Source organism: Citrobacter sp. Ct235 (assembly GCF_030332305.1).
GTDB classification, from domain to species: Bacteria; Pseudomonadota; Gammaproteobacteria; order Enterobacterales; family Enterobacteriaceae; genus Citrobacter_A; species Citrobacter_A telavivensis.
Genome location: NZ_JAOWIC010000039.1, coordinates 225,363 through 243,548, shown reverse-complemented (window position 1 = coordinate 243,548; position 18,186 = coordinate 225,363). Strand labels below are relative to the sequence as shown.

The window sequence follows — 18,186 nt, the reverse complement described above, 5'->3', positions numbered from 1 at the left end:
GGGGGCGCTCATCAGACGAAAGCCACGCGTTTACCAATCGAATCAAAAAGATGAAGATGTTGCTCCTGCATGGTCAGGGTTAATGCGGTTTGCGCCGGGAAACTCAACTGCTGGAAGGATTTCAGACATAGCGATTGCCCTGCCACCTCCAGCCATACCAGCGTAGAGTCACCCTGCAGTTCGCAAAGACGGGTTCGCCCGTTAAGGCTAAAGTCGCCCGGTTGTTGGTACTGCAGATGCTCCGGGCGGATAGCCACGAACATCTTGTCGCCGTCGCGTGCACCTACCGGCTGGCGCAAAAGCAGAAAGCGAAGATCATCGGCAAGATGCAGCGCGCCCTGTCGCCAGACGGCGGGCAGGATATTGATTTTAGGCGTGCCGATAAATTCGGCGACAAAGAGATTCGCCGGCGTGTTATACAGTTCGAGCGGCGTCCCTACCTGCTCAATTTTTCCCTTATAGAGCACTACGATGCGGTCCGCAAGCGTCATTGCCTCCACCTGATCGTGGGTGACGTAGATCATGGTGTTTTTCAGTGTGTGGTGGAGCTGCAGGATCTCCTGGCGCATTTCCACGCGCAGCGCGGCGTCCAGGTTCGACAGTGGTTCGTCGAACAGAAACAGCTCCGGCTGCTGAACGATGGTGCGCCCAATCGCCACGCGCTGGCGCTGGCCGCCGGAGAGATTCTGCGGAAGCCGGTCCAGCATCTCGTCTAGCTTGAGCATCGCGGCGGCATGCGCTATCCGTCGGGCGATTTCATCCGCCGGTGTGCGGATATTTCGCAGGCCAAAGGAGAGATTTTCCCGCACCGTCATGTGCGGATAAAGAGCGTAAGACTGAAACACCATTGAGAGGTTGCGTTTACCTGCCGCCAGGTGGGTGACGTCGGTATCACCCATCATCAGCGTGCCGCCGTCGGGGGTTTCTAGCCCGGCAATCATGCGCAGCAGCGTGGATTTACCGCAGCCGGACGGTCCGACCAGAACGATAAATTCCCCGGAGGCGATCTCCAGCGAGAGATTTTCAATGATGGTGGTCTTGTCATATTTTTTATGAATATTCCTGAGGGAAAGGGCGGTCATAGCGTCTCCTTAGCGCCGGATTGGGCGGCAATCAACGTCAATACTTCATCGGTTTTTTGCGCGAGCAGGGCGGTATCGCCCCGTGTCTCCACGTTGAGCCGCAGCAGGGGTTCTGTATTGGAGGCGCGTAAATTGAAGCGCCAGTCGGCGAAGGCGAGGCTTATGCCATCGCAGTCGTCGCGTTCAGGGGCAGCGGATTGATAGTGTGCAATAACCGCTTTCTGGATCGCCGCCGGATCGCCAACGGTCAGATTGATCTCGCCAGAGACCGGGAAGCGCGACCGGGCGTCGGCAATCCATCGGGAAAGCGGTTGACTGCTGTTGCCGATAATTTGCAGCATCAGCACCAGCGGGATCATTCCGCTATCGCAGTAGCCAAACTCGCGAAAGTAGTGGTGCCCGCTCATTTCTCCGCCGTAGATGGCGTCCTCTTCGCGCATCCGCGCTTTGATAAAGGCATGGCCGGTTTTACTGATGATGGGATGGCCGCCGCAGCGGGTCACCATTTCCAGCGTGTTCCATGTCAGTCGCGGGTCGAGGATCACCGGACTGGTGGGAAAACGCTGCAGGAAGTGGTGCGCGAACAGCCCGACCAGATAGTAGCTCTCGATAAATTCCCCCTGTTCATCAAAGAAAAAACAGCGGTCGAAATCACCGTCCCAGGCGATCCCGAAATCGGCCTGATGCGCAATCACCGCCTGGCGTGTCGCCTGCCGATTTTCGGGCAGCATCGGGTTCGGCACACCAGCCGGGAAATGACCATCCGGCTGATGGTGCAGACGAATAAAATCTGCCTGCACGCCTGCCTGCGCCAGACCTTCCGCCAGCGCATCCAGCGCCGGGCCAGCGGTACCGTGCCCGGCATTGGTCACGATCCGCAGCGGGCGAGCTGGAGGGCGATGAAGGAAGCGCGTCAGGCAGTGAACCCAGGCCGGACGATTGTCGTAAGGGATCACCACACCGCGATGCACGACAGGGGGAAAAATATTTTGTTCAGCCAGCGCTTTGATTGCCAGCAACCCGTTGTCGTTGCTGACAGGGCGCGCCTCTTCGCGCACCAGCTTCATGCCGTTGTATTGCGCGGGGTTATGACTGGCGGTGACCTGGATACCGCCATCAGCCCGTAGCTCGCGGGTGGCGAAGTAGACCTCCTCAGTACCCGACAGCCCAATGTCGATAACGTCGACGCCGCTGGCGGTCAGCCCTTCGGCCAACGCCGCCTTCAACGTTTCGGAGCTCAGGCGGATATCACCGCCGACCACCACGCGTCTGGGATGCAGCCAGGCGGCGTAGGCGCGGCCAATGCGAAAGGTGATATCCGGCGTGAGAGAGACGCCCACTTCACCACGAATGTCATAAGCTTTAAAACAGGTCAGTTCATCCATAATCCACTCTTCTGTTAAGCAAAGTGCACTCAGGCCGTTTCCCGCACGATCAACTGGTATTCCAGTGCGTGATGGATGACGGGCCCGTTATTGAGGAGTAATTCCACGGCGATTTCGCCTTTACGTTCCGCGTTCTGATCAATGGTGGTGAGGCCAATACCGTTGGCGTCGGGAATGATGTTGTCGAAACCGCTGATCGCCACCTGCTGTGGAATAGCGAGACGCTGGCGCTGGCAGTAGTTAACGGCGCCCAGCGCGAAGCGATCGGATAAACAAATGAGCGCGCTGATATCGGGATGGGCGCTCAGCAGCGCCTCGGCGGCCAGTTCGCCGTGCTGTTCATCATGCTGCGTTTCATACAGCCAGCAGGTAGAAAGCGGAATGCCCTGCTCACGAAAGACGGTGCGGCAGGCGTTGACGCGCGTTAGCATCAGCGTGTTATCGCCAGTGACCGCGCGTGCCAGATGGCGCATACCCTGCGCGCCGGGACGCGAGGAGAAGGCGATAATGCCGAAATGGCGGTGTCCTTTGTCGAGCAAATAGCGGGTGATATCCCGCATCGCGCTGGCGTTATCAATCGATACGCTGCTGTATTCTGGTAATTCGAAATCGAGGGTGACCACCGGAAGATGGCGAGCCAGCGTCTGCTGAATAATGGCGGCGCTATTGTGGGTGGCATTCAGAATATAACCATCGACCAGCGTAGTAAGCGACGGCGTTGCGTTAGCGGCCCCTTTTTGCAACGGGACCAGCACGAGATTAATATTTTGCTCTTCACAGCGAACGGCAATGCCGCGCATCAGTTTGATATCGTGCGGGTCGATAAACACGTAACTCATCGAATCGTTGAAGATGACGCCAATGGTGTCTGACTTGCCGGTACGCAGCGCGCGGGCCAACCGGTCCGGCCCCTGAAAGCCCACTTCCCGGGCATAACATAAAATGCGTTCACGCAGTTCGACGGAGAGTTTTTCTGGGTTATTCCATGCGTTTGAGATTGTGGTATGGGATATTCCCATTTCCTTCGCTAATGATTTAATGGTTATTTTTGCCGTTTGCCTTTTATTATATTTGTCTGGTGGCGTGTTTTTATTTTTAATATTCATGATGTTTATGCTTATTCTTTTCTGATATTGGTGGCTGAGTTTATCGTTAAACAAAAATAGTTTTGTGATTTGTTTAACGTTAAACATAAATAAGGGGTGTTAGCGTACGCAATATTCAAAAGCAGGGTAGCGGTAAGCCAATAACACTTATTGAGAGTTAGGGAGATATATCGTGAAAGTTGCAGCGGTTGCTAAATTGATGGCATCAATATTACTTAGTCTATATATTTCTGGTTGTGGACCTGATGAGAAAAAAGATGAACAGGCCGGGGCGAAAACAGCGATAAAAATGTGGGTGGCGCCTAACGAAAATGAAGAAGCCTTCTGGAATAAAATGGTAACGGAGTGGAATAAAGACCCTGCCCATACCCCCGTACAATTTACTACTATTCCTGCCGCCAACAGTTCGGAAGAAGCGATTATGAACGCGTTGGCTTCGGGTACCGAACCGGATATTTCCAGCAATATTTTTATTGGCTTCGCAAGCCAACTGGTGGATGTCGGGCAAATTGAGGACCTGTCCAAAATGCCAGGTTTTGATGACCTGGTGAAAACGCGCCAGATGGCATCGCTTCTCCCGGCGTGGAAGCTCAACGGCCAGCAGAACGTCCTGCCGATATACGTTAATCCTATCGTCTGGTGGTGGCGCGGCGACCTGCTGAAAAAGTACGGTTTCGACCATGCACCGACCCGCTATGACGAGCTTTATCAACTGGCAGAACGCCGGGCGGCGGACAACCACGGCTACGTGATGCAGCTTACTGCCGGTAAGAACTGGTGGGAACGCTGGTTCGACTTTATTCCCCTGTATTACGCGCAGAGCGGTGGGAAAACCTATATTGCTGATAAAAAAGCGGCCTTTAATAACCCGGACGGTCAGTCGGTGCTGACATTTATGGGGAAAGTGTTTAACAGCAAGTGGAGCAGCTACGACTTCACCTCCGCTGACGATCCGCTGGCGACCGGCCAGGTTCTGGCCTCTGCCCGCGGCCCGTGGGATCTTGCCCGCTACCGGAAACAGTACCCGGAGGTGCTGAAAACCATTCAGATTGGCCCGATGCTGACCGAAAACGGCGCCGCCCATCCGCACACCTTCGGCGACAGCAAGGGCATGGTGATGTTCAGCTCCAGCACGCACAAAACCGAGGCCTGGGCGTTTATGCAATGGGTCTTTGGCAACGCCGCGCATGATCGCACCTGGCTTGAACTGACCGGTATGCCGCCTGCACGCGCCGACTTGATGAGTAATCCGCTGTTTACTGACTATTTTGCGAAAAATCCGCTGGAGAAAGATATTGCCTCTTACGTTGACGTGGCCCTGCCTCCGGTGGCGACCACGCAAACCACAGAAATTCAACGCAGTATGACGCAGATGCTTGAACGGGTGATTTTCAACAACGAAGCCCCGGCAAAAGCGCTGGACCAGTCACAGCAGGAAGTTAACGCTCTGCTGGCGCAATAAGGGGGCGTGATGGCTGGATATGATTCCCGTACCGGAGGCCTGCTGGCCTCCACCTGGATAGGTTATTCATTGCTGTTCTGGTTTTATCCGCTGGCCTGGCTGGCGGTGCTGAGCGTCACCCAGTGGCAGTTTATTGGAACGCCCCGGTTCTCGGGGCTGCAAAACCTGACTGGCGTCGTGAACGATAAACTATTCTGGACGTCGATGTGGAATATTTGTCGCTTTTTAATGTGGTACGTACCGATTGTTTTTGCTGCTTCACTCTTATTTGCGGCGGGATTACGACGCATTAACTATGGCAAGGGATTTATTGCGCTGAGTTTTTTACTCGCCAATATCTCTTCCGGGGTGGCCTATTCCATCGTCTTTTCTAAATTGTTTAGCGAATATGGCCCAGTGAACCAATTTTTACGCGCGCATTTCGGTATTTCCGTTCCGTGGTTTACTAATCCGGATTGCGCAATGCTTTCCATCGCGTTGATTGTGACCTGGAAATTTGTCGGCTATTACGGATTAATTCTTTATTCAGGGATGCAGGCGATTCCTGGCGATATTTACAGCGCGGCAATGCTCGATAAAACCGGGCGTTTTAAACTGGGTTGGGCAATAACGCTGCCGATGATGAATCCGCAAATTGTCATGGTCATGGTGCTGGCGATTACCGTGGCTTTCAGTATCTTCACCGAGCCCTATTTAATTACCGGCGGCGGCCCGCTGAATAGCACCACCAGCCCGATGGTGGTGATGTATGAAGCCGCTTTCCAGAATATGAAGCCGACGTGGGCGGCGACCATGTCCATTATTGTCGCGGGCTGCAGTTTCGTAGCGATTTGGCTGTTCCGTAAACTGTTTGAAAAAAATATCGAGATTGTGTGAATGAAAAAACTCACTCCCCTGAGCCTGGTGATTCACGCGGTAATGTTTATTCTGGCGTTAAGCTGGCTCTATCCGTTTATCTGGATGACCGTTTCGTCGTTGAAGCCGACGGCGGAGATCTACACTACCGGTCTGTTCTCCGGTCATCTGACGCTGGAAAACTACATCTTCCTGTTTGATAACAGCAACCGGGCCGACAAGCCTTTCTTACGCACGCTGTTTAACTCGCTGTTTGTCTCTTTCGCCATAACCTTCTGCGTCACCGTCACCTCCATGCTGGTGGGCTACGCGTTGGCGAAAACCGAGTTCCGCGGCAAAAATGCGTTTCGTAACCTGCTGATCGTCCAAATGGTTTTCCCGGTCTTTATGTTCATCATTCCGCAGTTTGTGCTGATGCGCGAACTGGGGATGGTGAACCGCTACAGCGCGATGATCCTGCCATACGCCATGAGCGCGTGGGGGATCTTTATGGTCTCGCAGAGCTTTAAAGGCACGCCAAACGACTATCTGTATGCCGCGCGCCTCGACCACGCCAGCCTGTGGGGCATTTTGCGCCACGTGATGATGCCGTTGAACAAATCCATTCTGGCGATCGTCGCGCTGTTTACCTTCTCAAGCTCGTGGGACAACTTCCTCTGGCCGCTGATCGTCATGCGCGACGTCGAAAAGATGCCGTTCTCGGTGCTGTTGGCAACCTTCAGCAAATCTTACGGCGTCTATCTTGGCCCGGTAATGGCAGGGGCTGTGGTGCAGATGCTGCCGGTGGTGGTGCTGTTTATCCTCTTTCGCAAATACTTCCTGCAGGGCATGTCGTTATCACTGAAATAAGGAATGAACCGGTGAACAAGCAACCCTGGTGGCAGGCGTGTACCTGCTACCAAATCTATCTGCCCTCGTTTTGCGATGGTAACGGTGACGGCATGGGTGATTTTCCTGGCCTGCTGTCGAAGGTGGACTACCTGTACGAACTGGGCGTCGGCGCCATCTGGATCACGCCGTTTTATCCCTCGCCGCTGGTGGACAACGGCTACGACATCAGCGATTACTGCGCGGTCGACGCGCGTTTTGGCACGCTTGAGGATTTTCGTAAGGTGGTGGCGCGTTGCCATGCCTGCGGAATTCAAGTGATTATCGATCTGGTGGTTAACCACGTTTCGTCGTCGCATCCGTGGTTTCGCGACGCGTGGAACAACTCGGCCAGCCGCTATCGCGACTACTTCCTGTTCAGCAGGCAGCCGAATAACTGGCAGTCATTTTTCTCCGGCAGCGCCTGGACCGCCGAGCCGGATACCGGGGAGTTCTACTATCACAAGTTTGCCCCCGAGCAGGTCGATCTCAACTGGGCGAACCCTGACGTGGAGCGTGAAATTTACCGGGTTGTTGATTTCTGGAAAGCGCAGGGCGTCGACGGTTTCCGTTTTGACGTTATCAACTTCCTGACCACCGACGGCATTGGCCCGGATAACCCGCAGGAAAATGGCGAGCAGCAGCACCATTTCGATATCAACCAGCCGGGCATTCTCGAGACGTTGCGTCGGCTATGTCGTTATGTGCGCCAGCAGGGGGAGACATTTTTAATTGGCGAAATTGGCAGCGAGGCGCTGGATGTTCTGGCGCGTTATCAAAGCCCTGAGCTGATGGACGTGGTGTTTAACTTCAATATCGGCAGCCAAAAAACCTTTGATATCGCTCGATTGTGCGAAGCAATTAACGCCACGCAGGCGCAGCAGTCCGGGCTGCCTACGCTGTTTTTCTCCAGCCATGATATGCCACGTATGATCGGTCGCTTTGGCGAAGGACCGCGTGATACCGCGCGCGCGTTGGCGGTGTTGGCATTACAGCTTACCGCGCGCGGAGTGCCGTTTATTTATCAGGGCGAAGAGCTGGGCATGCCGAATTATTCTTCTCTCTCCGTAGAGCAACTCTTCGATATTCAGGGCAAAACCCATTACCAAACCGCGTTACAGCAGGGGGCGAATGAGGCTCAGGCGCTGGCGCTGGCGGTGAAACACTCCCGCGACAGTTCGCGTGCGCCGCTGCTGTGGTCCGATGCACCGTTTGCCGGCTTTTCTACCGTCGCCCCGTGGATGCCCGTTTGCGAGGACTATCCACTCATCAATGCTGAACGTCAGCGGCAGACGCCAGCGTCGCTATGGCGACAATATCAGGCGCTGATCGCGCTGCGGGTGGCCACGCCGGCCCTCTGTGAAGGGGCGTCCAGTGAACTTGGGTTGACGGCGAGTTGCGTATGGTTCACCCGCGAAACGGAGCAGGAGTGCGTGTGGGTAGCAATCAATTTTGGCGCGCCGGTACGGAATCCCTGGCGGGATATTCCTGCCGGAGTGCTGTACGGCATCGACGGCCAGTGGCTGGACAAAAACCAAATTGTGATGAAAAGGAGCGTTCATGAACAGACACAGCAGTAATCCGCTTATTACCCCGAAAGACGTGGTGCCTTCACTGCCGGGGCGCAAGGTTGAATGTGTCTTTAATACCGGTGTCACCGAATGTAACGGCGAAATTATTCTGCTGCTGCGCGTCGCGGAAAGCGTGATTAATGATAATCAGCAGCAGATTGTGGTTCCGCTGCTGAAGCAGCAGGCAGAAGGCTGGCGGCAAACCACCAAAACCTTCGATCGCGGCGACGATCGCTTCGATTTTAGCGATCCGCGCACCATCGTGCTCAAAAGCGATCCGGCGCAGGTCTGGTTAACCTCAATGTCCCATTTGCGCCTGGCGCGCAGCGTCGACGGTGTGCATTACACCATTGATTCGCAGCCGTTTATTATTGCCGACAGCCGCTACGAGGAGTTTGGCTGCGAGGATGCGCGTATTACGCAAATAGATGACCTTTGGTATATCAACTATTCGGCGGTTTCTTCGCTGGGGATCACCACCGCGCTGGCGACCACCCGTGATTTCATCACCGTGGAAAAACGGGGGCTAATTCTCTGCCCGGATAACCGCGATGTCTGTTTCTTTCCGGAAAAGGTTGGTGGACGCTACATGGCGCTGACGCGTCCCGCACCGTGTCACTTTGGTCATCCGGAGATCTGGATCTGCGAGTCGCCGGATATGCTGCACTGGGGCAATCACCGACATCTGCTGGGGCGTTCCGGGGACGAATGGGATTCACGCAAGTCCGGCGGCGGCGCGCCGCTGATTAAAACCGATCGCGGCTGGCTGGAGATCTATCATGGGGTGGATGCCGCGCAGCGGTACTGCCTGGGGGCGTTGCTACTCGATCTCGACGATCCTATGAAGATTCTCGCCAAATCGCCGGTGCCGCTGCTGGAGCCGACGGCGATTTATGAGCGGGAAGGCTTTTTCGGCAATGTGGTCTTTACCTGTGGAGCGTTGATTCGTAATAACACGCTGCACGTCTGGTATGGCGCGGCGGACGAGTGTACCGCGTTGGCGACCCTGCCGATGGACGCGCTCTGGCAACATCTTGGGCTGGCATAATGCGCGATGACGTGGAGGCGCTCTATCAGCGTTATCGGGCGCAGCCGCAGAGCGGAAGGCGTGGAAAAATTGTCTTCCACGGCGTAGCGGGTCTGGATGCCTATAACCCCACAGCCCCCTTTCTTGATGAAGGACGATGGTGCATAGCCGCGCGCGTTGAGGCGCGCGATAGCGAAGATGCGCAGGTGCGTTTTTTCGCCTGGGATGGCGGCAACCATGCCACGTTGCTGGATGAGATGCCGACGTTCCGGCTCCAGGATCCTTTCGTCAGCCGCATTGGCGGCGAGTTGCTGTTGGGCGGCGTGGAAGTGGTACCCGCGAAGGAGGGCAAAGGGATGCGCTGGCGAACGCGGTTCTTTGTCGGCCCGTCGGTTCGCGCACTGCGGCCCCTGACCGTCGGACCATGGGGGATGAAGGATATCCGACTGGTTGAACTGCCCGACGGACGAATTCTGGTATTTACCCGTCCGCAGGGCGATCCCGGCGGACGGGGCACCATTGGCTGGATGATTCTCTCCACGTTAAGTGAACTTGGTACGCAGACCATTGCGCAGGCTACGCTAATTCCGCATGTTGATATGTTCTGCTGGTGCGGCGTTAACGAAGCCCATTTGTTACCCTCGGGTCACATTGGCGCGCTGGCGCACGTGGCACGTTTCGATGAGCAGGGGAACCGACACTACTATGCTGCATGTTTTACCTTTGACTATCAGCGTGGCGTTAGCAGCGCGATGAACATCGTGGCCTGTCGCGATGATTTTCTGCCCGGAGAGTGTAAACGTGACGATTTACAGGACGTGGTCTTTCCCTCCGGTTTGCTGGAAACGCAAGAGCAGGGGCAAGGTAGGCGGCTGTTTTGCGGTACCAGTGATTGCGAAGTGCAGTGGCGGGATATTCCCTCGCCGTTTGCGGGAGGATAAAAATAACGCCCCCTACGCAGCCGTAGGGGGCGTGGGTTTACTGCTCTGTCGCCAGTTGATTCTGGTTCACCTGCAGTGCCGCCAGCGCTTTACGCGCGGCTTTTAGTACCTGTTCGCACTGCTCGATCGTCAGCGTTAACGGCGGTTCGATGCGGATCGTTTTCGAGTTGTTTAGCGTCCCGGCAACCAGTACCCGCTGGCGGAACATCTCGCTGGCGAAACGGTAGCCCGTTTCATTGTCGACAAACTCGATTGCCATCAGCATCCCTTTCCCGCGCGCGTCCTGCACCAGATCGGGGTACTCCCGCGCCAGTTGGCGGAAACCGTCCAGCAGGATATCGCCTTTCTGTTCCGCTTGTGCCGGCAGGTTTTGTTCCAGCAGGACATTGATGGTCGCCAGCGCGGCCGCACAGGCCAGCGGGTTACCGCCAAAGGTCGTGGTGTGCAGGAACGGGTTATCGAACAGTACTGAAAAAACCTCTTCGGTGGCGATCGTTGCGCCAATCGGCATCACGCCGCCTCCCAGCGCTTTTGCGAGGCAGAGAATGTCAGGCTGCACGTTCTCATGTTCACAGGCAAACATCTTGCCGGTTCGCCCCATGCCGGTCTGGACCTCATCGAGGATCATCAGCGCGCCAAACTCGTCACAGAGTTTACGCACGGCGGTGAGATAACCCTGTGGTGGCAGGATCACGCCGCCTTCACCCTGGATAGGTTCCAGAATCACCGCTGCCACATCATCTCCGGTTTTTTTGCACTCGCTGAGCGCGGTACGCATAGCCTCAATATTACCGAACGGCACATGACGGAAACCCGGTAATAGCGGCATAAACGGCTTGCGGAAAGTGGATTTGGCGGTGGCGGACAGCGCGCCCAGCGACTTACCGTGGAACGCGCCGCTGGTAGCGATGAAGGTAAATTTGCCGCGTGGTGACTGGTAGGCCTTCGCCAGTTTCAGCGCCGCTTCGACCGATTCCGTGCCACTGTTGCAAAAGAAGCTGTATTTCAGTTTTCCGGGTGCCAGGGCAGCAAGGGTTTTTGCCAGCATGGCCCGCAGCGGGTCAAGCAGCTCCTGACTATGCAGAGGTTGTTTCGCGAGTTGATTCTGTACGGCGGAAACCACAACTGGATTACGGTGCCCCACGTTGAAAATTCCAAAACCTCCCAGGCAGTCGACAAACTCCTGTCCCTGGGTGTCGACAAGCGTATTCAGACCTCCCGCTTGCCACTCTACGGCTCCGTAATCCCCGCCGGCGGTAACAGATTTGCGATACTCTAAAAATCCCGGATTGACATGCTCTTTGAAGTAATCAATCACCTCTCGGTTAAGTGCTTTCATCTCCTCATGATCAAGCGTTCGCTTCTCAATGAGATTCAGTGCGTGCGCGCTACAGGCCAAAGCCGATGCGCTGGAAGGTAACCTGTTCAAAATATGCTCCCGGGGCTCGCGTATCACATGATACCGATTTAAGTATTGCAGGGATTGCGCCATCCCGGCGGCGCTGACGAAAATCGGGATAAACACCAGGGAGAAGAGTTATTGCGCAACATTTAATCTCATTTGTTAACAGTTGCTGAGTTTTTGCGCAGAGTGAATACCGTGCAAGAGTGGCTTCAGAAGGGGCGACTGCGCGGAAATAGTGCAAAAATTGTGCAGTAACAGTGCGTATCTTTCAGGGGGATTTTATAGTTTCAAACTGAAAGTATTTTAAATCAATCAATTAGAATTCATACAAATCGTGAGGTTTAATCGCAAATTGCGATCTAAATCAAATTTAACATCTAAAGATAAATCTGTTAGCGCCGAAATAACATCTGACAAAAAAGTTAACAGCCAGATAACTAGCACAGGACGCGACTATGTCTTCTCATCTCTACGTCACCCAGCAAAATACACCGCTGGATGACGATACGACCCTCATGTCGACTACCGATCTCCACAGTTACATCACTCACGCCAACGATACCTTCGTCAATATCAGCGGTTATTCGATCAATGAATTGTTGGCGCAACCTCATAACCTGGTGCGTCACCCGGATATGCCGAAAGCGGCCTTTGCCGACATGTGGTACACCCTGCAGCAGGGCGAGCCGTGGAGCGGCATCGTCAAGAACCGCCGTAAAAATGGCGATCATTACTGGGTAAGGGCGAACGCGGTACCGATGGTACGCGAGGGGAACGTGACGGGATACATGTCGATCCGTACCCGCGCGACGGACGCGGAGATCGCCGCCGTTGAGCCTTTATATCAGGCGCTCAATGAAGGCCGTTGTTCGCGCCGGATCCACAAGGGGTTGGTGGTGCGTAAAGGATGGCTCGGGAAACTGCTGGCAATGCCGGTGCGTTGGCGGGTTCGTTGCGTGATGGTGCTCATTTATGGCGTGCTGGCGGCGACGCTGCAACTGTCCGGTGCGTTATGGTCCGCACAACTGATGTGCGCGCTGGTGATGCTGCTGGGTACGGCTGCATTTGAGTGGCAGATTGTTCGCCCGATTGAGAATGTAGCGAAACAGGCGCTGAAGGTGGCGACCGGTGAGCGGAACAGCGTGGCGCATCTGAACCGCAGCGACGAACTGGGATTGATGCTACGCGCTGTCGGACAGCTTGGTCTGATGTGTCGCTGGCTAATCAACGATGTTTCAAGCCAGGTGTCGAGCGTCAGAAACGGCAGCGAAACGCTGGCGAAAGGTAATGACGATCTGAATAAGCACACCCGTCAGACGGTCGATAACGTGCAGCAGACGGTGACCACCATGAATCAAATGGCGGCGTCGGTTAAACAAAACTCAGAAACCGCGTCCGCAGCCGATAAGCTGTCGATTGCTGCCAGTAACGCGGCGACGCAGGGCGGCGAGGCGATGGACACCGTGATTAAAACCATGGATGACATCGCCAACAGCACGCAGCGCATCGGTACCATCACTACGCTTATCAACGACATCGCTTTTCAGACGAATATCCTTGCGCTAAACGCCGCGGTTGAAGCGGCCAGGGCGGGTGAGCAGGGGAAAGGGTTTGCCGTTGTGGCGGGTGAAGTACGCCATCTGGCCAGTCGCAGCGCCAGCGCGGCGAACGATATTCGCAAGCTGATCGATGCCAGTGCGGATAAAGTGCAGTCTGGCTCCCAGCAGGTCCATGCGGCGGGGCGCACGATGGATGATATTGTCTCTCAGGTTCAGAACGTCACCCAGTTGATTGCACAGATTAGCCATTCCACACTGGAACAGTCCGATGGCTTGACCAGCCTGACGCGTGCGGTGGATGAACTTAACCACATTACACAAAAGAACGCCGAACTGGTTGAAGAGAGCGCCCAGGTGTCCGCCATGGTGAAACACCGCGCCAGCCGTCTGGAAGATGCCGTGACGGTGCTGCACTAATCCTTTCCTTTATCCTCATCAACGCTTGCCTGTAACGGTAAGCGTTATTGTAATAATAATGTTAACAGCATATTAAATATTACCACCTACGGGTTATTTCTCTATTTTATTAACCTCTTTCAGTTTCCCTCTTTTGGCTATTTAGACATTATAAAAAATCGTTTATATAACGATCGGTCTGCCTCTATTCATCGTTAAAAACTATTTACCAGCAATTATTGATAATAAAAAGCGATCAAATTCATAAAGTTAGTGAAATTGTTACCGATAAAGGAATCTGTCTGAAGAAAACTATCTCCAGGGAGAATATATGTTTTTGCGTAACATGAAAATTCGCTCAAAATTATTTATCGCGTTTGGATTGTTTATTGTACTGATGATGGTGAGTTCGGGCCTTTCCTTATTTAGCCTGGACCGCGCCAACAGTGGTATGCAAAACATCATTACCAATGATTATCCCATCACGGTAAAAGCCAACAAGCTTGTCGATCATTTCCAGGATTTTGTCAGCACGCAGCAACTGATGCTGATGGACGAAGAGGGGCGGTGGGCCCAGACGTCACAGAAAAAACTCGACGCCATAAGCGAGCAAATCACGGTGCTGCTGGATGAACTGAACGCCGCGCCGTTGAATGCCGAATCGAAGAATGTCATCGCTGGGATCCGCGATGTGCGTGAGCAGTATCTCGCCTCCCGATTTCGCATTCTGCAGGAACTGCAAAACCATAACCGACAGGCGGCGATGCAGGAGATGATGACCACGACGGTTAATGTACAGCAGGACTATAAAGCTAAAGTTCAGGCATTGATCGCCATTGAAGACAGGCAGATGCTGCGCGCTGGCGCACAGGTGGAAAGCGACTTTAACACGAACCGGGCGCTGCTTAGCGCACTGGCGCTCATCGGCATTGCCGCGGGCTGTATCATGGGCTGGTATATCGTGCGTTCCATCACCCGACCGCTGAATGAAGCGGTGCAGTTTGCCGAAGCGATTGCCGAGGGTGACCTGACCCGCAATATCATTACCACGCAGAAAGATGAGACCGGCGAACTGCTGCATGCGCTGATGGTAATGAAAACTCGTCTGCTGGAGATAGTCCAGGAGGTTCAGAACGGCTCAGAGAATATCTCCAGCGCGGCAGCGCAGATTGTCGCCGGAAACCAGGATCTGGCTGCGCGTACCGAAGAACAGGCGAGCTCCGTCGAGCAGACCGCAGCGTCGATGGAGCAGATCACTGCCACGGTCAAAAATACCGCCGAACATACCGGAGAAGCGACGAAACTCTCAGCGGGGGCGGCGACCGTCGTGAAGAACAATGGCGAGATGATGAATCAGGTGACGCAGAAAATGCGCGTGATTAATGAAACGACTAACCGGATGTCAGACATCATCAACCTGATTGACTCTATTGCCTTTCAGACTAATATTCTGGCGCTGAATGCGGCGGTTGAAGCTGCGCGAGCCGGTGAGCATGGCCGCGGATTTGCCGTGGTAGCGGGAGAGGTACGCCAACTGGCGCAGAAGAGCGCGTCTTCTGCCAGCGAGATTCGTCATCTGATTGAGGATTCCACCGGCCAGACCCAGGAAGGGATGCAACTGGTCGAGAAGGCTAATGCCCTGATTAACGGCATGGTAAACAACGTTGAAGAGATGGATGTGATCCTACGGGAGATCGGCCAGGCCAGTCGTGAACAGACCGAGGGTATCTCGCAGATCAACAGCGCGATTGGCCTGATTGACGCCACCACGCAACAGAACTCTTGTCTGGTTGAGGAGTCCGTTGCGGCAGCGGCGTCACTGAACGAGCAGGCGTTACACTTAAAAGAGATGGTGAAAGTGTTCCGCGTTCGCGAAGGCGATGCCTTGCCTGCTTAATCAAGCTGAGTGATTTCCAGCGCCGCGCGGTCGATCACTCCAATGATCTTTTTAAGCTGCGCGTCGCTGATGTCACCCTGATTTACCCTCAGATCAAGCACCGCCTTGAAGTTTTCCAGCGCTCGCTTCATCTGCGGGTTCTTACGCAACTCAAAGCCGACATTGCGCGCATTAACGCGTTCCTGGATGTGACCGAGATGTTCACGATTCTCTTCCAGCCACTGTGCGCCGGTGTCGGTGAGGGTGATTTTTTTACGTCCACCCTCCTCTTCGCTTATCGTAATAAAGGCCTGATCCTGGAGGAAATCCAGTGTTGGATAGATAACCCCAGGACTCGGCGTATAGTTGCCCTGCGTCAGATTTTCGATGGCTTTGATCAGCTCATAGCCGTGACTGGCCTCGCGGGAAAGAATGTCCAGAATCACCAGACGCAGCTCCCCATGACCAAAAAAGCGCTGACGCCGTCCACCTCCACCGCCTCTGCCGTGACGATGTTCGCAACCGTCGTGATGATGCCCTTCGCCTTTACAGCAACCTTCATGATGATGTCGCATGATAATCTCCTGATGTTGTTTAGATATATCTAATTTATATCTAAATCATAAATTATGACAAGTTCAATGTTGATATTTTTATTAATTGTATGAATTTTAACGATAAATATTTTGCGGTGTAATCTTCCAGAAACTATCAAAAAATGACTTGCAATCCTGGTGATTAACAATCATTATCATTTGAAAATTTATTTCGATATATCTGATTATTACACTAAGGCCAAAAGATGATGGATAAAACTTCACGTTACCCTCAGCGCGTGCGCAATGAACTGCGCTTTCGCGAACTTACCGTTTTGCGCGTAGAACGTATTGGCACGGGTTTTCAGCGTATTGTCCTCGGCGGCGATGCACTGGAAGGTTTTAGCTCGCGCGGTTTTGACGATCACAGCAAGGTGTTTTTCCCGCAACCTGGCAGCCATTTTGTTCCGCCAACCGTGACGGAAGAGGGCATTGTCTGGGGCGAGGGCGTACGTCCAGTTTCTCGCGACTATACGCCGCTGTACGATGAAGCCCGTCATGAACTGGCGCTGGATTTCTTTATCCACGACGGCGGCGTGGCAAGTTCCTGGGCGTTACAGGCGCGCGCAGGCGATACGTTAACGATCGGTGGTCCACGCGGTTCACTGGTGGTGCCGGAAGATTACGCATATCAGGTTTATGTTTGCGATGAGTCAGGCATGCCGGCGCTGCGTCGTCGTCTTGAGGCGTTGAGTCGCTTACCGGTAAAACCGACGGTGACCGCGCTGGTGAGCGTCGCCGATCCGGCATATCAGGATTATCTCGCGCATCTGGACGGGTTTGCCATTGAATGGCTGGGACACGATGAGCAGGCGGTTGCCGCGCGACTGGTGCAGATTGAGGTGCCGGAAGAAGATTACTTCATCTGGATCACCGGGGAAGGGAAAGTGGTGAAAAAACTCAGCCAGCGCTTTGAGCAGGAACCGTTTGATCAGCAGTTAGTCCGTGCAGCGGCTTACTGGCACAACAAGTAAAGTGAGCGCCGTCGGGACAATGAAATTTAATGATTTCTTTGACGCTGAAATCGGTTTAAGGTCATAGGGTAGTCTTGTGTTTTACATGGTAAATTTTAAGGATAAAAGTATGCCTGCAGTCATTGATAAAGCATTAGATTTCATTAACGGTATGAACACTTCGGCCTCTTCACCTGAACCTATGGATGAAAGCACGGCGAAAGGAATTTTGAAGTATCTGAAAGAACTGGGATTCCCGGCTAGCGCAGCAGACGTCACGGCCCGGGGGGAACAGGAGGGGTGGAACCCCGGTTTTACGCAGAAATTAGCCGGATGGGCTGAAAAGTTTGAGTCCGGAGAGCGGGTATTGATTAAAAACCCTGAGTATTTTTCACTGTATATGCGTGAGCAGCTTCAGGAACTGGTCGAAGTTGAGCGCGCGTGAAGTCAACAACCTGTCTTGATGCTCTTGCCTGTAGGGGAAGAGCATCCCTTTCTCTTACTTCCGCGCTGTTGTAACTCATTGAATTTGGTGGCCCCTGCTGGACTTGAACCAGCGACCAAGCGATTATGAGTTTTAGGTGATATAAATCACTATTTGGACGATCTGATAATGCAGATCGTGGCTATCAACCATTATGCCAGTCAAATGACGAATTGTGGGGGATGCGGCAATGTCGTACACCTGCTCGGCGAGAGTCCTGATCTGGATTTTGATTGAGCCTGAAAAAGCCTCTATCCGAAAATATAGCGTGAATGGCTATACCCGCATTATTAGCGGCATTCGGACATAAAAACCTAGTTTTTGCAAAAAACTCGATATATCTCATTTTTGGCCCTGGTGAAATGTCGCAGTGAAAGCCTGTTGTGACACACCCTGCTGGCCAGAAAATATCCCAAGATATGTTGCACCCCGATCGAGAAAAAGCGGAATTGAACAAAAAACGAATACCATCAATCTTAGATATGTTTAGCATCGTGATGGTGGAGTGTTGTGAACTGCTAAATTAGAAGGCTGAACCAACGGTGTTTTATCGTTTGTCAGTTTACATAAAACCAGCACCAGTGCGGATTATAGCGTCGTGAGCTAACAGAACCCACTGAA

Annotated in this window: 15 protein-coding genes and 1 tRNA gene; 10 read left to right on the top strand and 6 right to left on the bottom strand. The window is 53.7% G+C overall.

Annotated features, from left to right (window positions below):
* Window positions 1-11: 11 nt before the first annotated feature.
* Genes OGY35_RS05550 through OGY35_RS05540 form a run of 3 tightly spaced genes read right to left on the bottom strand, consistent with a single transcriptional unit; the run spans window position 12 to window position 3,486 of the window.
* Window positions 12-1,082, bottom strand: a complete 1,071-nt coding sequence (locus tag OGY35_RS05550; protein ID WP_286631632.1) for an ABC transporter ATP-binding protein — start codon at window positions 1,080-1,082, stop codon at window positions 12-14.
* Window positions 1,079-2,467, bottom strand: coding sequence for a phosphohexomutase domain-containing protein (locus OGY35_RS05545; protein WP_286631631.1), 1,389 nt, complete (start codon window positions 2,465-2,467; stop codon window positions 1,079-1,081). The genes OGY35_RS05550 and OGY35_RS05545 overlap by 4 nt, the downstream gene beginning before the upstream one ends.
* A 29-nt stretch (window positions 2,468-2,496) precedes the next feature.
* Entirely contained in the window at window positions 2,497-3,486 is a 990-nt protein-coding gene (locus tag OGY35_RS05540) for a LacI family DNA-binding transcriptional regulator (RefSeq protein WP_353655475.1), read from the bottom strand.
* Window positions 3,487-3,772: 286 nt separating this feature from the next.
* Between OGY35_RS05540 and OGY35_RS05535 the strand changes: the two genes are divergently transcribed.
* Genes OGY35_RS05535 through OGY35_RS05510 form a run of 6 tightly spaced genes read left to right on the top strand, consistent with a single transcriptional unit; the run spans window position 3,773 to window position 10,296 of the window.
* Window positions 3,773-5,035, top strand: coding sequence for an ABC transporter substrate-binding protein (locus OGY35_RS05535; RefSeq protein WP_286631767.1), 1,263 nt, complete (start codon window positions 3,773-3,775; stop codon window positions 5,033-5,035).
* A gap of 9 nt (window positions 5,036-5,044) precedes the next feature.
* A complete protein-coding gene (locus OGY35_RS05530) occupies window positions 5,045-5,911 on the top strand; it encodes a carbohydrate ABC transporter permease (RefSeq protein ID WP_178823252.1) in 867 nt (288 codons plus the stop codon).
* Window positions 5,912-6,739, top strand: a complete 828-nt coding sequence (locus tag OGY35_RS05525; RefSeq protein WP_286631629.1) for a carbohydrate ABC transporter permease — start codon at window positions 5,912-5,914, stop codon at window positions 6,737-6,739.
* An 11-nt stretch (window positions 6,740-6,750) separates the two neighbouring features.
* Entirely contained in the window at window positions 6,751-8,337 is a 1,587-nt protein-coding gene (locus OGY35_RS05520) for an alpha-glucosidase (protein WP_286631628.1), read from the top strand.
* Entirely contained in the window at window positions 8,318-9,376 is a 1,059-nt protein-coding gene (locus tag OGY35_RS05515; protein WP_286631627.1) for a glycoside hydrolase family 130 protein, read from the top strand. Before OGY35_RS05520 ends, OGY35_RS05515 begins: the two co-directional genes overlap by 20 nt.
* Entirely contained in the window at window positions 9,376-10,296 is a 921-nt protein-coding gene (locus OGY35_RS05510) for a DUF1861 family protein (protein WP_286631626.1), read from the top strand. The genes OGY35_RS05515 and OGY35_RS05510 overlap by 1 nt, the downstream gene beginning before the upstream one ends.
* 37 nt (window positions 10,297-10,333) lie before the next feature.
* Here OGY35_RS05510 and ygjG read toward each other — a convergent pair whose 3' ends face one another.
* Window positions 10,334-11,725, bottom strand: coding sequence for a putrescine aminotransferase (ygjG, locus tag OGY35_RS05505; RefSeq protein WP_286631625.1), 1,392 nt, complete (start codon window positions 11,723-11,725; stop codon window positions 10,334-10,336).
* 431 nt (window positions 11,726-12,156) lie between these two features.
* On the opposite strand from ygjG, the gene OGY35_RS05500 reads away from it, so the two are divergent.
* The gene (locus OGY35_RS05500) at window positions 12,157-13,677 is read left to right on the top strand and encodes a methyl-accepting chemotaxis protein (protein WP_286631624.1); all 1,521 of its coding nucleotides are present in this window, start codon (window positions 12,157-12,159) and stop codon (window positions 13,675-13,677) included.
* A 310-nt stretch (window positions 13,678-13,987) separates the two neighbouring features.
* Complete coding sequence (locus tag OGY35_RS05495) at window positions 13,988-15,553, top strand: methyl-accepting chemotaxis protein (protein ID WP_152406079.1); 1,566 nt, start codon at window positions 13,988-13,990, stop codon at window positions 15,551-15,553.
* Here OGY35_RS05495 and OGY35_RS05490 read toward each other — a convergent pair.
* Complete coding sequence (locus OGY35_RS05490; protein ID WP_152406078.1) at window positions 15,550-16,110, bottom strand: PadR family transcriptional regulator; 561 nt, start codon at window positions 16,108-16,110, stop codon at window positions 15,550-15,552. The two genes, OGY35_RS05495 and OGY35_RS05490, sit on opposite strands and share 4 nt — an antisense overlap.
* A gap of 227 nt (window positions 16,111-16,337) precedes the next feature.
* Here OGY35_RS05490 and OGY35_RS05485 point away from each other — a divergent pair, with 227 nt between their 5' ends.
* Both OGY35_RS05485 and OGY35_RS05480 read left to right on the top strand, forming a co-directional pair.
* Complete coding sequence (locus OGY35_RS05485; protein WP_286631766.1) at window positions 16,338-17,102, top strand: siderophore-interacting protein; 765 nt, start codon at window positions 16,338-16,340, stop codon at window positions 17,100-17,102.
* Window positions 17,103-17,187: 85 nt separating this feature from the next.
* Complete coding sequence (locus OGY35_RS05480) at window positions 17,188-17,526, top strand: DUF1889 family protein (protein ID WP_152406402.1); 339 nt, start codon at window positions 17,188-17,190, stop codon at window positions 17,524-17,526.
* Between the two features lie 85 nt (window positions 17,527-17,611).
* Here the strand turns inward: OGY35_RS05480 and OGY35_RS05475 are convergent.
* Window positions 17,612-17,724 (bottom strand) — tRNA-OTHER (locus OGY35_RS05475).
* Window positions 17,725-18,186: the final 462 nt, after the last annotated feature.